Origin of the sequence: Agromyces sp. GXS1127 (assembly GCF_050565425.1) — a bacterium.
In the GTDB taxonomy this organism is placed as follows: Bacteria; Actinomycetota; Actinomycetes; order Actinomycetales; family Microbacteriaceae; genus Agromyces.
This window is the reverse complement of record NZ_JBOCIG010000010.1, coordinates 62,689-78,927: the sequence shown is the minus strand read 5'-3', so window position 1 is coordinate 78,927 and position 16,239 is coordinate 62,689. Positions and strand designations below refer to the sequence as shown.

10 protein-coding genes and 2 tRNA genes are annotated in these 16,239 nt (G+C 72.9%); all 12 read right to left on the bottom strand.

The annotated features are described in order from the left end of the window. Positions 1–34 precede the first annotated feature (34 nt). The gene (gene treZ, locus ACQ393_RS16610; protein WP_430647969.1) at positions 35–1,804 is read right to left on the bottom strand and encodes a malto-oligosyltrehalose trehalohydrolase; all 1,770 of its coding nucleotides are present in this window, start codon (positions 1,802–1,804) and stop codon (positions 35–37) included. Beyond that, positions 1,801–4,188 carry a malto-oligosyltrehalose synthase gene (treY, locus tag ACQ393_RS16605; protein WP_430648017.1) on the bottom strand — a complete coding sequence of 796 codons (2,388 nt, stop codon included), beginning with the start codon at positions 4,186–4,188 and terminating at the stop codon, positions 1,801–1,803. Before treY ends, treZ begins: the two co-directional genes overlap by 4 nt. Positions 4,189–4,289: 101 nt before the next feature. Next, positions 4,290–6,497, bottom strand: a complete 2,208-nt coding sequence (gene glgX / locus ACQ393_RS16600; protein ID WP_430647968.1) for a glycogen debranching protein GlgX — start codon at positions 6,495–6,497, stop codon at positions 4,290–4,292. A 196-nt stretch (positions 6,498–6,693) separates the two neighbouring features. Continuing rightward, the gene (locus ACQ393_RS16595) at positions 6,694–7,161 is read right to left on the bottom strand and encodes a hypothetical protein (protein ID WP_430647967.1); all 468 of its coding nucleotides are present in this window, start codon (positions 7,159–7,161) and stop codon (positions 6,694–6,696) included. Between the two features lie 94 nt (positions 7,162–7,255). Continuing rightward, positions 7,256–9,265 carry an acetate--CoA ligase gene (gene acs / locus ACQ393_RS16590; RefSeq protein ID WP_430647966.1) on the bottom strand — a complete coding sequence of 670 codons (2,010 nt, stop codon included), beginning with the start codon at positions 9,263–9,265 and terminating at the stop codon, positions 7,256–7,258. A 152-nt stretch (positions 9,266–9,417) separates the two neighbouring features. After that, the gene (locus ACQ393_RS16585) at positions 9,418–10,704 is read right to left on the bottom strand and encodes a cytochrome P450 (protein ID WP_430647965.1); all 1,287 of its coding nucleotides are present in this window, start codon (positions 10,702–10,704) and stop codon (positions 9,418–9,420) included. Between the two features lie 104 nt (positions 10,705–10,808). Beyond that, positions 10,809–10,897, bottom strand: a tRNA-Ser gene (locus ACQ393_RS16580). A gap of 90 nt (positions 10,898–10,987) precedes the next feature. Beyond that, positions 10,988–12,295 (bottom strand): LCP family protein, encoded by a 1,308-nt coding sequence (locus ACQ393_RS16575; RefSeq protein ID WP_430647964.1) that lies wholly within the window; start codon positions 12,293–12,295, stop codon positions 10,988–10,990. Between the two features lie 45 nt (positions 12,296–12,340). Then, positions 12,341–12,428: transfer RNA gene (locus tag ACQ393_RS16570), tRNA-Ser, on the bottom strand. Between the two features lie 141 nt (positions 12,429–12,569). Further along, on the bottom strand, positions 12,570–13,958 hold the full coding sequence (locus ACQ393_RS16565) for an LCP family protein (RefSeq protein ID WP_430647963.1): 1,389 nt from the start codon (positions 13,956–13,958) through the stop codon (positions 12,570–12,572). 115 nt (positions 13,959–14,073) lie between these two features. Further along, the gene (locus tag ACQ393_RS16560) at positions 14,074–14,886 is read right to left on the bottom strand and encodes an HAD family hydrolase (protein ID WP_430647962.1); all 813 of its coding nucleotides are present in this window, start codon (positions 14,884–14,886) and stop codon (positions 14,074–14,076) included. Continuing rightward, the gene (serS, locus tag ACQ393_RS16555; protein WP_430647961.1) at positions 14,883–16,151 is read right to left on the bottom strand and encodes a serine--tRNA ligase; all 1,269 of its coding nucleotides are present in this window, start codon (positions 16,149–16,151) and stop codon (positions 14,883–14,885) included. The genes ACQ393_RS16560 and serS overlap by 4 nt, the downstream gene beginning before the upstream one ends. Positions 16,152–16,239 lie beyond the last annotated feature (88 nt).

The following is a 16,239-nucleotide window of genomic DNA, read 5'->3' as shown; positions in this document are numbered from 1 at the left end:
TACGAGCCGATGGTCGCCGCGGACCGCGAGCCCGTCACGCAGCGCCGCGCACGACGGCGAGGATCGCGGCCGTCTCGGCCGGCAGCGCGAGCATGCGATCGGGCGCACCGCCGGCCGCGACCGCCGGGTCGGTGGCGAGCAGCAGCTCCGACGGCCCGTCGAGCTCGACGGACCACGGTGCCGCCCCGAGGTTCGCGAGCACGACGACGCGTTCGCGGGCGTCGGGCGCGCCCCGGTCCATCCGGAACCGGCCGGCCGCATCATCCGCCCAGGCCGTCGTGTGCTCGAACGCCGGATCGGTGAGCTCGGGGCGTGCGCGACGGAGCGCGAGCAGCCGGCGGTGCAGGTCGAGGAGCCGGGCGTGCGCACCGCCCGAGTCGGCGGGCTCCGACCAGTCGAGCTTCGACCGCTCGAACGTCGACGGGTCCTGCGGATCGGGCACGAGCGACTCGTCCCAGCCCATGCGGGCGAACTCGGCGATGCGCCCCTCCGCGGTCGCCCGGCCGAGCTCGGGCTCGGGGTGCGACGTGAAGAACTGCCACGGCGTGGCCGCACCCCACTCCTCGCCCATGAAGAGCATCGGCGTGAACGGCGTCGTGAGGTTCAGCACCGCGGCGAGCGCGAGGCGACGCTCGCCGAGGGCGGGCGAGAGCCGGTCGCCGGCGGCGCGATTGCCGACCTGGTCGTGGTCCTGCGTGAAGGTCACGAGCCGCCAGGTCGGCACGGTCGGCTCGAGCGGGCGGCCGTGGTCGCGACCTCGGAACGACGAGTACGTGCCGTCGTGGAAGAAGCCGCGGGTCATCGTCTTCACGAGCGCGTCGAGCGGGGCGAAGTCGGCGTAGTACCCGGCGGTCTCGCCCGTGAGGGCGACGTGCATGGCGTGGTGGTGATCGTCGCTCCACTGCGCCGTGAGGCCGTACCCGCCCGCTTCGCGCGGCATGATGAGCGTCGGATCGTTCAGGTCGGATTCCGCGACGAGCGTCAGCGGCCGGCCGAGGTGCGCCGAGAGCGCGTCGGCGTGCTCGGCGAGTTCGCGGAGGACGTGGCGGTCGGATCGGTCGCGCAGCGCGTGCACCGCGTCGAGTCGGAGCCCGTCGACGTGGAAGTCGCGCAGCCACATCATCGCGTTCTCGACGATGTAGCGGCGCACCTCGGGCTCGTCGAGGTTCACGGAGTCGCCCCACGTGGTGCGCTCGGCCGTGCGCAGGTACGGCCCGAAGCGCGGCAGGACGTTGCCGCTCGGCCCGAGGTGATTGTAGACGACGTCCTGGATCACCGCGAGCCCGCGCGCGTGGCACGCGTCGACGAACCGCTGGTAGGCGGCCGGCCCGCCGTACGCCTCGTGCACCGCGTACCAGAGCACGCCGTCGTACCCCCAGTTGTGCGTGCCGTTGAACGCATTGACGGGCAGCAGCTCGACGAAGTCGATGCCCAGCTCGACGAGGTGGTCGAGGCGCTCGATCGCCGAGTCGAGCGTGCCGTCGGGGGTCCACGTTCCGACGTGCAGCTCGTACACGCTGCCGCCCGCCAGCTGCCGGCCGGTCCACGCGGCATCCGCCCACTCGTGCGCGCCGAGGTCGAATGCCGCGCTCAGCTCGTGCACCCCCTGGGGCTGCCGCAGCGAACGCGGGTCGGGCAGGGCCCGGTGGTCGTCGTCGAGCACGAAGCCGTACTCGTCGCCGGGCGCGAGCTCGACGTCGGCGTGCCACCGGTCGCGGTCGTCGCGGACCATCGGCAGGTCGGGGCGGCCGGGGCGGCGCAGCGCGACCCGGGTGGGATCCGGGGCCCAGAGCTCGGGGATCATGCGCCGGCCTGCTCGTCGTCGGGTCGGCGTGCGCCCGGCAGGTCGGGGGCGGATGCCGCGGGCACGAGCAGCGCGACCGGATAGGCCGCGAGGAGCTCGCTGAGCATGATCGCCCCGCCGCCCCACGGCCGGCCCGTGAGCAGGTCGACGACCGGCCCGCCCGCGGTGAGCACGGCGCTGTCGCCCCAGGCACCCGGCGGAGCGGCCGCCGCGGGCTCGGCGCCGACCCGGGCGGCCAGGCCGACGGACAGCCGGGTGGCCACGGTGACGGCACCGCCGCGGTCGAACGCGATCGCGTGCCGGGCCGCGTCGCCGACGACCTCGAGCGGCCGGTACCGCGTGAACCACTCCGGATGGTCGCGGCGGGCGCGGAGCGCCCGCGAGGTGACGAGGAGCTTGGCGGCGCCCGTGGCGTCCGTCGCCGGCAGCTCGCCGCGGCGCGCGGCGTCGTCGAGGTCCGCGAGCATGCGTCGGCGCAGCCCGAAGTCGACGGGCCGACGGTTGTCGGGGTCGACGAGGCTCGTCTCCCACAGCTCGGAACCCTGGTAGACGTCGGGCACGCCGGGCACGGTCAGCTGCAGCAGCTTCGCCGAGAGCGAGTTCGACCAGCCCGCCGGTGCGAGCCACGCCGCGAACGCGTCGAGGCGCTCGCGCACGGCGGGGACGTCGTACGCGCGGTCGACGACCTCGTGCATGCGGCGCTCGAACGTCGCGTCGGGCGCGGCCCAGTGCGTCGAGACGGATGCCTCGCGGGCGGCCTTCTCGGCGTAGGCGTGCGCGCGCTCCCGCTCGAGGGGCGAGGCGCCCAGGATCGCCTGCCAGAGCAGCGCGTCGAACGGCCCGTCGCCGGTCGAACCCGCCGTCGCACGCAGGCCGTCGAGCTCGATCGACCAGCGCTCGGGGATCTCGGCGAGGACGTCGAGACGGGCCCGCACGTCCTCGCCGCGCTTGGTGTCGTGCGTCGACAGCGTCGTCATGGAGTGGGGCCACGACGCGTGCCGCCGGATCTGCCGCTCGTGGAACCGCTCGACGGGGATCGCGAACTCCGACGGGTCGCCGCCGACCTCCGTGAGCGAGCCGAGCCGCGTGAAGCGGTAGAACGCGGTGTCCTCGACGCCCTTGGCCATGACCATGCCGCTCGTCTGCTGGAATCGGACGGCGACCGGGTGCGACGGGTCGGAGAGCACCGGCAGCAGCGCGTCGAACGTCGCGGCGAGGTCGGGCCGGTGCTCGCGCGCGAGCCGGGCCGCCTCCGCGAGGCGCGCCAGGCCCGCCGGGAGGTAGGACCGATACACCGGGACGCAGGCGAGCAGTTCGGCGAGCGCGTCGGCGGCGTCGGCCGGCCGCGGCTCGGCCAGCATCCGCTCCAGGCGGAGCACCTCGCTGCGGAGGATGCCGTCGGCGATGCCGCGCTTGGTGCCGTGGATCAGCGCGTGCCACCCGGTCGGCCCGTCGACGCCGGTCTCGGCCCGCAGGCGCGCGTCGAGCGCGTCGAGCGCCGACTCGCCCTCGGCATCGATCAGGACCCGGTCGACGTCGGCCAGCGCGTCGTACCCGGTCGTGCCGTCGGCGCGCCAGTGCGGCGGCAGCGGCTCGTCGCCCTCGAGGATCTTCTCGACGAGGAGGTACGCTCCGTCGGTGGCCACCGCAAGCCGTTCGAGGTACGCGCCGGGCGCGGCCAGCCCGTCCGGGTGGTCGATCCTGAGGCCGTCGGCCAGGCCGTCGCGGACCCAGCCGACGATCGCCGCGTGCGTCGCGTCGAACACCTCGGGCAGCTCGACGCGGATGCCGGCGAGCTCGTTGACCGCGAAGAAGCGCCGGTAGTTGAGCTCGGTGTCCGCGCGCTGCCAGTTCACGAGCTCGTAGTGCTGACGCGCGTGGACCGCGAGCACGTCGGCGCCGTCGCCGGCCGATCCCGGAGCGAGCGGGAACCGGTGGTCGAAGTAGCGCAACTCTCCGTGCTCGACGCGCAGGTCGCCGGCCTCGGCCGCCTCCTCGACGGTGCCGCCGAGCACGGGCAGGCGCACCTTCCCGCCCGTCAGCGCCCAGTCGACGTCGAACGCCTCGGCGTGCGGCGACTCGGGGCCGAGCTCCAGCAGGCTCCACCACCAGGCGTTCTGCGCGGCGTCCGCGACCCCGACATGGTTCGGCACGATGTCGACGAGGATGCCGCGTCCCGCGCGATGCGCGGCGTCCGCGACCGCGGCAAGGCCGGCGTCCCCGCCGCGGGCCGGATCGACGCGGTCGTGCGCGACGACGTCGTACCCGTGGTCGGAGCCGGCGCGCGACGGCAGGATCGGCGACAGGTAGAGCCAGTCGGTGCCGAGCGCGTCCAGGTAGTCGACGACGGATGCCGCGTCGTGCAGGTCGAACGACGGCCGCACCTGGAGCCGGTACGTCGAACGCGGTTCGCGTGCGGCAGGCCCCTGCGGTCGTGGCGCCGGGGAGGCGCCGGCGTGCCCCGCCCGGCCCGCGGCATCCGTCGTCACGCGCCCGCCTCCGCCTTCGGGGCGGGCGCCTCCTCCTTCGCCGCGGCGACCATCGCCGACAGCGACGCCGCGACCGAGTGGTCGACCTCCTCGGGCGTCGGGTCGTGCTGGCAGAGCACCACCAGCGAGCGCTGCTCGAGCGGGATCACGCCGCCGGGCGCGATGGGATCGCTGTCGGCGCGACGGCCGGCGGTGTCGATGAGCACCTCCCACTCCGGCGAGAGCGCGTGGTCGGGGATCGTGAACTCGACGGTGTCGTCGTGCGCGTTGAAGAGCACGATGAAGTGGCGGTCGACGATGCGCTCGCCCCGGCGGTCGCGCTCGCGGATGCCCTCGCCGTTGAGGAAGACGCCGATGGCCTTGCCGAAGCCCGCGTCCCAGTCCTCCGGCGCCATGATCGACCCGTCGGGACGGAGCCACACGATGTCGGGGACCGGCCCGCCCTCCGGCTGCCGGATCGGCCGTCCGTCGAAGAACCGGCTGCGCCGGAAGGTCGGATGCTCGGCGCGGAGCTTCGCGACGGCCGCGGTGAACTCGATGAGCGGCTGGTCGGCGTGCTCCCAGTCGACCCAGCTGAGTGGGCCGTCCTGCGCGTAGACGTTGTTGTTGCCCTGCTGGGTGCGCCCGAGCTCGTCGCCGTGCGAGAGCATCGGCACGCCCTGCGAGAGCAGCAGCGTCGCGATGAAGTTGCGCTGCTGGCGCGCACGCAGCGTCAGGACCTCGGGGTCGTCGGTCGGGCCCTCGACGCCGAGGTTGTACGAGCGGTTGTGCGATTCGCCGTCGTTGCCGTCCTCGCCGTTCGCCTCGTTGTGCTTCTCGTTGTACGAGACGAGGTCGCGCAGCGTGAACCCGTCGTGCGCGGTGACGAAGTTGATGGATGCCACGGGCCGCCGCCCCGAGTGCTCGTACAGGTCTGCGGAGCCCGTGAACCGCGACGCGAACTCGCCGAGCGTCGCGGGCTCGCCGCGCCAGAAGTCGCGGACCGTGTCGCGGTACTTTCCGTTCCACTCGGTCCACTGCGGCGGGAAGTTGCCGACCTGGTAGCCGCCCGGCCCGACGTCCCACGGCTCGGCGATGAGCTTGACCTGCGAGACCACCGGGTCCTGCTGCACGAGCTCGAAGAAGGTCGACAGCTTGTCGACCTCGTAGAACTCGCGCGCGAGCGTCGAGGCGAGGTCGAAGCGGAACCCGTCGACGTGCATCTCGAGCACCCAGTAGCGCAGCGAGTCCATGATGAGCTGCAGCGCGTGCGGGTTGCCGACGTTCAGCGAGTTGCCCGTGCCCGTGTAGTCCATGTAGTACCGCTGGTCGCCGTCGACGAGGCGGTAGTACGCGGCGTTGTCGATGCCCCGCATCGAGAGCGTCGGCCCCAGGTGGTTGCCCTCGGCGGTGTGGTTGTAGACGACGTCGAGGATCACCTCGATCCCGGCGGCGTGCAGGGCCTTGACCATGGCCTTGAACTCCTGCACCTGCTCGCCGCGCTGCCCGGTCGACGCGTACGCGTTGTGCGGCGCGAAGAAGGCGATGGTGTTGTAGCCCCAGTAGTTCGACAGGCCCTTGTCCTGCAGGGTGCCGTCGTTCACGAACTGGTGGACGGGCATGAGCTCGATCGCGGTCACGCCGAGCTTCCGCAGGTGCTCGATGACGACCGGGTGGCCGATGCCGGCGTACGTGCCGCGGATCTCCTCCGGCACCCCGGGCAGCGTCCTCGTGAGGCCCTTCACGTGCGCCTCGTAGATGAACGAGGCGGCGTAGGGCGTCCTCGGATGCCGGTCGCCGGTCCAGTCGAAGAACGGGTTCGTGACGACCCCGAGCATCATGCTCTTGGCGGAGTTCTGGTCGTTGCGCCCGTCGGGTTCGCCGAACGGGTAGCCGAACAGCGACTGGTTCCAGTTCAGCTCGCCGTCGACCGCCTTCGCGTAGGGGTCCAGCAGCAGCTTGTTCGGGTTGCACCGCAGGCCGCGGGCCGGGTCGTTCGGCCCGTGCACCCGGTAGCCGTAGCGCTGGCCGGGCTGCACCTGCGGCAGGTACGCATGCCAGATGAACGCGTCGACGTCGACCAGCTCGACGCGCTGCTCACGCCGCCGGTCGTCGAACAGGCACAGCTCGACCTGCTCGGCGACCTCGCTGAAGAGCGCGAAGTTCGTGCCGTTCCCGTCGAACGTCGCGCCGAGCGGGTAGGTGGAGCCGGGCCAGCTGTGCATTCGTCCCCCAACGGTGTGCCTCCGGCCATCGTAGGGGGCGGAGCGTTCCGGACGGCGTCGGTTGACGCGACCCCGCTCGACGTGGTCGGGTGACGGTCGCCCGCTTCCCGCGCCGCGGTCACGACGCGCTCGGGACGACGACGGCCGGGGCGCGATCGCGTCGCGCACCCGGCCGCCGGTCGTGTCGGAGCCGTTCCTACTCGGAGTCGGAGTCCGCGTCGCAGGACGCGGCGACCTCGCTCGACGCCTCCTGGACCGCCGTCTGCTGCGCGGCGAGCTCCTCCGGGTCCTGCTCGACGGTCATGACGGACGGGTCCTCCTCGGAGGGCACCTCCTCGAGGCCGTCGGCGTAGGTCGACACCTCGTTGAGCGCCGTCTGGAAGCCGCCGAGCGCGTCGATGAGCGCATCGTCGTCGCCGGCCTCCTCGATCAGCGCGTCGGTCCGCTCGGACGCGTCGCCCAGGTAGTCCTGGAGCCCCTCGAGCGAGGACGGCGCCGCGATGTTGTTCTGGACGCCGTTCGAGATGTCGCGGACGTCCGCGGCGATCGTCGCGCAGCTGTCCTCGCCCGACGCGGCGGTGTCGCCGCCGTCGCCGGATGCGCAGCCCGTGAGCGCGAGCGCACCGGCGAAGACCAGCGCGGCGGGCATGGTGAAACGTCGCATACTGCAACTCCCCCTGTTTTCGGTTCGAACAGATGGAGCATAGTCCCCCGCACCGACCTCCGCCCACCGGTGGAGCGGGAACGCACGGGCGTGCTCAGTCCCCGATCAGCGCGCCGATCCGCGTGGGCACCGTGGAATCCTGCAACGACGTCGTGTCCCCCAACGGCCGCCCCTCGGCCAGGTCGACGAGCAGGCGCCGCATGATCTTGCCCGATCGGGTCTTCGGCAGGTCCGGGACGAAGTGGATGTCGCGGGGCTTCGCGACCGGCCCGATCGCCGCCGCGACGTGGGCTCGGAGCGCCGACGCCCGCTCCGCGGCATCCGACCCCCGATCGCCGCGCCCGACCACGCCGTCGCTGATCACGAAGGCGGCGATCGCCTCGCCGGTGCGCTCGTCGCTCACGCCGACGACGCCCGCCTCGGTCACCTGCGGGTGCGCGACCAGGGCGGACTCGATCTCGATCGTCGAGAGCCGGTGACCGGAGACGTTGATCACGTCGTCGACCCGGCCGAGCAGCCAGACGTCGCCGTCGACGTCGAGCCGCGCCCCGTCGCCCGAGAAGAAGTAGCCGCGGTCGGCGAACCGCGCCCAGTACGAGTCGCGGTAGCGCTCGGGATCGCCCCAGACGGTGCGCGCCATGCCCGGCCAGGTGCCGTCGATCACGAGGTAGCCGCCCTCGCCGCGCGCGACGTCGTCGCCGTGCTCGTCGACCACCCGCGTGGTGAGGCCCGGCAGCGCCCGGAGCGCGGAGCCCGGCTTGAGGTGCGACAGGCCGGGGAGGGGCGCCATGATCGCGCCGCCCGTCTCCGACTGCCACCACGTGTCGACGATCGGCGCGACGCCGCCGCCGACCTCCCGCCGGAACCACTCCCACGCCGCGGGGTTGATCGCCTCGCCGACGGACCCCAGCAGGCGGATGCTCGACCGGTCGTACGTCGCCGGCACGCCGTCGGGGAACCAGCCCATGAAGGACCGGATCAGCGTCGGCGCCGTGTAGTAGGTCGTCACGCCGTAGCGCTCGATGATCTCGAAGTGGCGGCCCGGGTGGGGCGTGTTCGGCGCGCCCTCGTAGATGACGCTCGTGACGCCGTTGGCGAGCGGCCCGTAGAGCACGTAGCTGTGCGCCGTCACCCACGCGAGGTCGGCCGTGCACCAGTAGACGTCGTCGGGCTTCGCGTCGAACACGCTGTGGAACGTGCTCGCGACGTGCGTGAGGTAGCCGCCGGTGGTGTGCACGAGGCCCTTCGGCCGCCCGGTCGTGCCCGACGTGTAGATGATGAACAGCGGCGTCTCGGCGTCGAACGCCTCCGCCTCGTGATGAGCGGATGCCGCGTCGACCGCGTCGTGCCACCAGACGTCGCGTCCGGGGGTCCAGGGGAGGTCGGGCGTCTCGTCGCCCGTCCGCCGCACGACGAGCACGTGCTCGACGTGGTCGAGTCCCTCGACCGCCTCGTCGACCGCGGGCTTCACGGCGACGGCCTCGCCGCGCCGGAACTGCCCGTCGCTCGTGACGACCACCTTCGCGCCCGTGTCGGCGACGCGGAACCGCAGCGCCTCGGCCGAGAACCCGCCGAACACGAGCGAGTGGACCGCGCCGAGCCGCGCGACCGCGAGCGTCGCGACCACGGTCTCCACGAGCACGGGGAGGTAGAGCACCACCCGGTCGCCCTGCCCCACGCCGAGCGCGGCGAGGGCGTTCGCCGCACGCGCCACCTCGCGCTCGAGCTCGCCGTACGTCACCGTCCGGCGGTCGCCGCGCTCGCCCTCGAAGTGGAACGCCGCCTTCCCGCCGCGCCCCGCGGCGACGTGCCGGTCGATGCAGTTCACCGCGGCGTTGAGGCGCCCGCCCGCGAACCAGGTCGCCTGCGGGATCGTCCGCCCCGCGGCATCCGTCGGTCGCCACTCGTGCGCCGTGCGCCACGGGGTCGCCCAGTCGAGACGTCCGGCCTCGCGCTCCCAGAAGCCGACCGGGTCGGTGCGTCCCGCCCCGACGAACGCGGCGTCGGCGTTCGCCTGCGCGGCGAACCCGGGCGGCGGCGGGACGGCGGCGGTCTCGGCGGCGAGGGTGCGGATCGTGGGCAGGCGGCCGGACGGCTGGGACATGGGGCTCCTGGGGTCGTGCAGGCCTCCGACGCTACCGGCGCATCGCGGAGGCGGCCGGCACGGGCGTCTCCGTTCGTCATGCGGCTGCGCGAGCCGTTCGCGTTCGTGCGCCGCAGCGCGGCGGTCGTGCGCTGCGGCCCCTCAGCGCACCCTCAGCCGTGGTGCACCGGGCATCCCGTCCTCGGACGGACCACTCCCCCCGAGGCGGGCTTCGTCGGCAGTCGTCGGCGGTTCACCCGGAGACCGCGGTCGAGGATGGTGAGGCGCGGATCGCTCAGGACGGCCACCGCCGTCGCGAGGCCCGCGACGGCCAGCTTCTCGCCGGGGCAGCGGTGGCCGGTCGCGACCTCGCCCCCGCCGTGGGGGATGAACGCCTCCAGCGACTCGGAGTCGTCGACGCCGAGGAAGCGCTCGGGCTCGAACTCCGCCGCGCGCACCCATGACCGATCGTCGGTGTCGGTGCCGAGGATGTCGAGCACGAGCCGCCCGCCCGCGGACAGGTGCTCGCCGTCGTGCTCGATGTCGGCCTTCGCCCAGCCGGGGAGGATCGGGACGAACGGCGCGGTGCGCCGGATCTCCTGTGCGAACGCCGTCGCCACGGGTCCCTCGGTCAGGCGGCCGCGCACGGAGGTCTCCGCGGCGATGCGCTCGCGCCATTCCGGGCGGTCGTGCAGCTCCTTCGCGGCGAACGCGACGAACCGGGCGACCGCGATCATCGGCCGGAAGCTGTTCTGCAGCTCGACCCCGGCGAGCTCGGCGGGCAGCAGGTCGCCCCCGCGGTCCCGGTGCCACGCCCACGCGTCGAGCGCCGTGCCGGGCTCGGACGCGAGCCCGCCGGCGCGGACCGCCTCGATGAGCCGTCGGGCGTGCCGGTCGGACCACCGTCGGTTCGCGGCCGCCAGCAGGTACTCGGGCGAGTACGGCACGCCGAACCCGTCGACGATCTGCGCCTGGCGCGCCGCCCAGCGGGTCTTCGCCGCCGGCGTCCCGGGCAGGCCCGCCCAGCGCATGATCGCCCGCCCCAGAGCACCGACCGCGGCGTCGTACGCCGACCGCCCGCCGCCGTCGAGCCACGCGTCGAGCTCCTCCTGCCACTCGGTCTCCAGCAGCGGCGACAGGCGCCGCACCTCCTCGTCGTCGTAGAGGGCCCGGACGAACGTCTGCTTCCGGTGCCGGTGCTCTGCGCCGTCGAGGCTGTGCACCGAACCGTGGCCGAACAACGTCTCCTGCACGAGCGAGGGCATCGCACCGTGCCGCGCCACGAGGTCCGGGTCGTAGAAGAGCCCGACCGCCTCGGCACCGCGAACGAGCAGCGCCTCGCGGCCGAGGAGCCGGAACGGAACGGCACGGGCACCGGGACGGGCCCGGCGCCAGAGGTGCGCCCCGAATCCGTACCCCCGGGTGAGCAGCGAGATGGAGTCGTCGTGAAGCAACCGCATGCGGCCACCGTGACACGGCGCGGCTGCGTGCTCCAAGGGGAGGCGAGTCGACCGCATTCGTGCTAACGAGCGGGCACAGCCCGCTGATCGGAGCCGATATGGAGCGGAGACGGCGGGATTTGAACCCGCGGTCCCCTTACGGGGACTCCACCTTAGCAGGGTGGTGCACTCGACCGGACTATGCGACGTCTCCTCGCGGACCCCCGAAGGCGAACGCGACTGCCATCATAACCGGCATCCCGCCGAAAAGACGATTCGTCGGGTGCGGGCACCGCGACCGGGCCTACTGGTCGGCCAGCGTGCGGCCGGCCGAGCAGCGGGTCTCCGCGGCCGTCTGGCCGGTGACGTCGCTCGGGAGCGCCTGCTCCGTGGGCTCGGGAGCCGTCGTCTCGGTGGGCGCGTCGGTCGCCGGTTCCTCCGTCGGCTCCTCGGCGACCGGCTCCTCGGTCGGCGTCGCGTTCGGATCGGTCGCCGAGGCGAAGGAGTTGTCCTCGAGGGCGGTCGGGTCGAGCGTCATCGGCAGGTCCTGCTGCAACGCCAGGTTGACGGCCTCGGCCGACTCGGTGGGCACGACCGCGCCGTAGCCCTCCTCGTACGCGGTGGGGTACTGCACGAACGCGATCTTCGACAGGTCGACGTCCTTCGCCGCCATCGCGATCGACACCATCATCGTGGGGTCGACGAGAGTCGACGAGAGCTGCATGTTGTCCAGCGCGGCCTTCGCGATCGAGTAGAGCTTCAGGGGGTCGCCGAGCGTGCCCGCCGACTGCAGCTCCCGGGCCAGTGCGGACATGAACACCTGCTGGTTCGAGATCCGGCCCAGGTCGGACCCGTCGCCCACGCCGTACCGGGTGCGGAGGAACTGCAGCGCCTGGAGGCCCTTCAGCTCGTGCGTCCCCGCCTCGAGGTAGAGGTCGGTGTGCACGTCCTCGATGGGCTCCGCGACGCAGACCTCGACGCCGCCGACCGCCTCCGAGATCGCCGCGGCGCCCATGAACTGCACGATGCCGGCGAACGGGATCGCGGAGACCCCGGTGAGGTTCTCGATCGTCTTCACCACGCACGGCATGCCGCCGTAGTCGAGCACGGTGTTGATCTTGACGTCGTACTGCTCCCAGAGCTCCTCGTTCGTCTCGGGGTCGGTGCAGCCGGCCGGGATGTCGACGAGCATGTCGCGCGGGAAGCTGACCACCTCGACGTGCGAGTGGTCCTCGGAGATGTGGAGCAGCAGGTTGACGTCGTTGAGGACCGCCGTCTCCTCGTCGGGGTCGCCGAAGCCGTCGCCCTGGCCCTGTCGACTGTCGCTGCCGATGACGAGCAGGTTGACGCCGCCCTCGATCGCGCCGACGTCGGGCACGCCCTCGAGGACCGACTCGTTGCCGAGCGACACGGTCGGCTTCGCCGTCGCCGCGAGGTCGAATGCGGCGTAGGCGGCGACCGCGGTGCCCGATGCGAGCACGACGGCCAGGGTGGATGCCGCGATCTTGGTCACGGTGGCCCAGACGCCGTTCGAACGCAGGCGACCGTGACGGGCGATCGCCGGAGACGCATCATCGCGTCGCGCGGGGGTGCGCGGCTCGTGATCCTTCACTCCGGTGATCTCCTCTCTCCTGGCGGCTGCGTGCGGGGGCGGCACTGGCGGAGGGCGTGGGATTCGAACCCACGAGGCATTGCTGCCCACTGGTTTTCAAGACCAGCTCCATCGGCCGCTCGGACAGCCCTCCAGCTCGCGCGATGACACCGCCGACGGCGGCACCGCTCTCGCGAACGGGCCGATTCTAGCCGACGAGTGTTTCAGCGAGCCTCGCAGGCGAGTCTGGGCGACTCCTGAACCGACGGGCCGCGGCGGCCGCCAGGGCGACGGGTCAGCCGCCGTTGGCCGTCGTGCACCGCACGTCCGCGGCCGTCTGTCCGGTCACGTCCGGCGGCAGCACCTCCCCCGCGCCGGGCGGCGGGGAGGCGGGCGGCACCGTCGCGTCGGACGGCGGCGCGGTCGCGGCATCCGGTACGTCCTCCTCGGTGCCGCCGCCGGCCTCGACCGTGCCGAACGAGGCGTCGCCCGTGGCATCCGGATCGAAGACGACGGGCTCGTCGGCCCGCAGCGCGAGGGCGAGCGCGTCAGCGGATTCCGTCGGCACGACCGCCGAGAAGTCGGGCGTGTACGCCGTCGGGTACTGGATGAACGCGATCTTCGAGAGATCGACCGCCTGCAGCGTGCGCGCGATCGAGACGAGTCGCCAGGCGTCCTGCAGGCCCGACGACAGCGTCATGTTCTTCAGCACGGCCTGCGCGATCGAGTACAGCCGGAGCGGGTTGCTCAGCGTCCCGTCGGCCTGGAGCGTGCGGGCGAGCGACGCGAGGAACGTCTGCTGCGCGGAGATCCGTCCGAGGTCGCTGCCGTCGCCGACGGCGTGCCGGGTCCGGAGGAACGCGAGCGCGGTCGCGCCGGTGATCTCGTGGCGACCGGCGTCGAGCTTCAACCCCGAGTAGGGATCGTCGATCGGGTCGACGAGGCAGACCTCCACGCCCCCGACGGCCTCGGCGAGCGCCGCGACGCCCTTGAACTCGACGATGCCGCCGACCGGGATCGTGATGCCGACGAGCTGTTCGATGGTCCGCCCGACGCACGAGAGCCCGCCGTGTCCGAGCACGGTGTTGAGGCGCACGTCGTATCCCTCGTACAGCATGGTGCCCGGGTCCTCCGGGTCCTCGCACGCGGGGACGTCGACCAGCAGGTCGCGCGGGAAGCTCACGACCTCGACATGCGAGTGGTCCTCGGCGATGTGGAGCAGCATCGTGACGTCGTTCAGCTCGGCGGAATCGACCATCGGGTCGCCGAACGACCCGTCCGCCGGCCGCTTGTCGCTGCCGACGAGCAGGAAGTTCAGGCCGCCCTCCATCGCGCCGATGTCGGGCACGCTCTCGAGGACCCGCTCGCTCTCGAACCGGACGCTCGGCTTCGCCGCGACGGGGGCGACGAGGTCGGTGACCGCATACGCCGCGATCGCACCGGAGGCCACGAGCAGCACCGCGACCGCGGAACCGACGCCCTTCGCGATCGCGCGCCCGGCGGTACGCCGAGGGAGCCGGCCGTGGTGCGCCGGCGGCACCGGCGCCTCGGTGAGGACCGGCGGGAGCCGCGGGCCGGCCGGCGCCGGCGGCGGGAGGACCTCGACGAGCGGGACGTGCTCGTGGGGCGCGCCGTCGTCAGCCGTCGGCGCGTCGTCCTGCGGTGCGTCCACCAGATCGCTCACGCATGCCCCCGAGGGCGATCCTAACCACGATCGGCCGGCTCAGCGCGGGAACGACGTCCTGCGGGTCGCGTGACGCGGAGCGTCGGATGTCGCCCAGCAGGCCGCGGCGGCCGGCTCAGGGCAGCGAGTCGAGCACGGGCGCGAGGCCCGCCTCCTCGATCGGGCCCGTGCGCTCGCGGGCGGCCGCGGCGACCTCGGCGGGCGCCTGGCCCATGGCGACGGCACGGCCGGCGGCGCCGGCCCAGTGGAACATCTCGATGTCGTTGCGCCCGTCGCCGACGGCGATCACCCGACGCAGCGGCACCCCGAGCCATCCGCGCACCCGTTCGAGCGCCGTGGCCTTGTTCACGCCGTCGGGCGCGATGTCGAGCCACGCGGTCCACCCGATCGCGTAGCTGACGTGGTGCAGGCCCATCCGCTCGACGAGGTCGAAGAACTCGTCGAGGTCGTGGTCGACCGACGTGGCGACCACGCGCGTCGCCGGCTGGCCGAACAGGCCCTCGAACTCGACCTCGCGCGCACGCTCGAGGTTCCAGTCGGACATGCCCCGCGTGTAGAGCCGGTAGCCGTCGGCGAGCTCGACGAGGAACCGGCCCTCGGGGAGCTCGTCGCGGATGCGCAGCAGCACGTCGGTCGGGTCGAAGGTCTCGACGTGAGCCTGCGTCCAGCCGTCGGGCGACGACGGGTCGCGGCGCATCGTGATCGCGCCGTTCGCGGTGACCACGTAGTCGGGCTCGAGCCCGAGGTGCTCGAGCACCGGCCGGGTCGTGGACCACGATCGCCCGGTGGCGAGCGTCACGAGGTGGCCGCGATCGGCGGCGGATGCCACGGCCTCGACGACCGCGGGATCGATCGACTCGTCCTCGTGCATGATCGTGCCGTCGACGTCGAGGGCGACGAACCAGCGGTCGTCGGGCGCGACGGTCATCGCGTGACGGGGCGGAGCACCTCGAGGCCGCCGAGGTAGCCGCGCAGGCGTTCGGGCACGACCACCGAGCCGTCCTCCTGCTGGTGCGTCTCGAGGATCGCGACGATCCAGCGCGTCGTGGCGAGCGTGCCGTTCAACGTGGCGACCGGCGCCGTCCTCCCGCTCTCGGTACGGTGGCGGATGTCGAGGCGGCGGGCCTGGAACGTGGTGCAGTTCGACGTCGACGTGAGTTCGCGGTACGCCTGCTGCGTGGGCACCCACGCCTCGACGTCGAACTTGCGCGCCGCGCTCGAGCCGAGGTCGCCCGCGGCGACGTCGATCACGCGGTAGGCGAGGCCGAGCGCCTGGAGCATCTCCTCCTGCCAGGCGAGGAGCCGCTCGTGCTCCTCCTCGGCGTCGGCGGGGTCGACGTACGAGAACATCTCGAGCTTGTCGAACTGGTGCACGCGGATGATGCCGCGCGTGTCCTTGCCGTGGCTGCCGGCCTCGCGGCGGTAGCAGGTCGACCAGCCCGCGTAGCGGATCGGCCCGGCCGACAGGTCGAGGATCTCGTCGGAGTGGTAGCCGGCGAGCGCGACCTCGCTCGTGCCCGTGAGGTAGAGGTCGTCGGCCGGCAGGTGGTAGACCTCCTCGGCGTGGGCGCCGAGGAAGCCCGTGCCCTGCATGATCTCGGGCCGCACGAGCGTCGGCGTGATGAGCGGCGTGAAGCCGTTGGCGATCGCCGTGTCGAGGCCCATGTTCATGATCGCGAGCTGGAGTCGCGCGCCGACGCCCTTGAGGAAGTGGAAGCGCGCGCCCGACACCTTCGCGCCGCGGGCCATGTCGATGCCGTCGAGCAGCTCGCCGATCTCGAGGTGGTCGCGCGGCTCGAAGCCGAACGCGGGGATCTCGCCGACCTCGCGGAGGATCTCGAAGTCCTCCTCGCCACCCGCGGGCACGCCCTCGACGACGACGTTGCCGATGCGCTGCACGGCGGCGGCGAACGCCTCCTCGGCGGCCGACGCGTCGGCGTTGGCCTGCTTGACCTTGGCGGCGAGCTCCTGGGCCTGCGCGACGAGTGCGGCCTTCTCCTCCTTGGGGGCCTTCGCGACCTGCTTGCCGAACGCGTTCTGCTCGGCTCGCAGCGTCTCGAACGCGGTGATGGCGGCACGGCGCGCACCGTCGGCGGCCACGGCGTCGTCGACGAGGGCGGGAGACTCGCCGCGCGCCTCCTGCGAGCGCTTGACCAGGTCTGGGTTCTCGCGGAGCAGCACGGGGTCGATCACCCGAGCAAGTCTAGCCGGGGCTTCCGGGGCGACCCGCGGGCGGGAGCGGGGGCGCTGGGGTCGCCTTCCGGTCGGATGCCCTAGATTC

Coding starts and splice junctions, on each gene's coding strand:
- treZ (WP_430647969.1), bottom strand. CDS start 1,804: ATGATCCCCGAGCTCTGGGCCCCGGATCCCACCCGGGTCGCGCTGCGC.
- glgX (WP_430647968.1), bottom strand. CDS start 6,497: ATGCACAGCTGGCCCGGCTCCACCTACCCGCTCGGCGCGACGTTCGAC.
- ACQ393_RS16595 (WP_430647967.1), bottom strand. CDS start 7,161: ATGCGACGTTTCACCATGCCCGCCGCGCTGGTCTTCGCCGGTGCGCTC.
- acs (WP_430647966.1), bottom strand. CDS start 9,265: ATGTCCCAGCCGTCCGGCCGCCTGCCCACGATCCGCACCCTCGCCGCC.
- ACQ393_RS16585 (WP_430647965.1), bottom strand. CDS start 10,704: ATGCGGTTGCTTCACGACGACTCCATCTCGCTGCTCACCCGGGGGTAC.
- ACQ393_RS16560 (WP_430647962.1), bottom strand. CDS start 14,886: ATGACCGTCGCGCCCGACGACCGCTGGTTCGTCGCCCTCGACGTCGAC.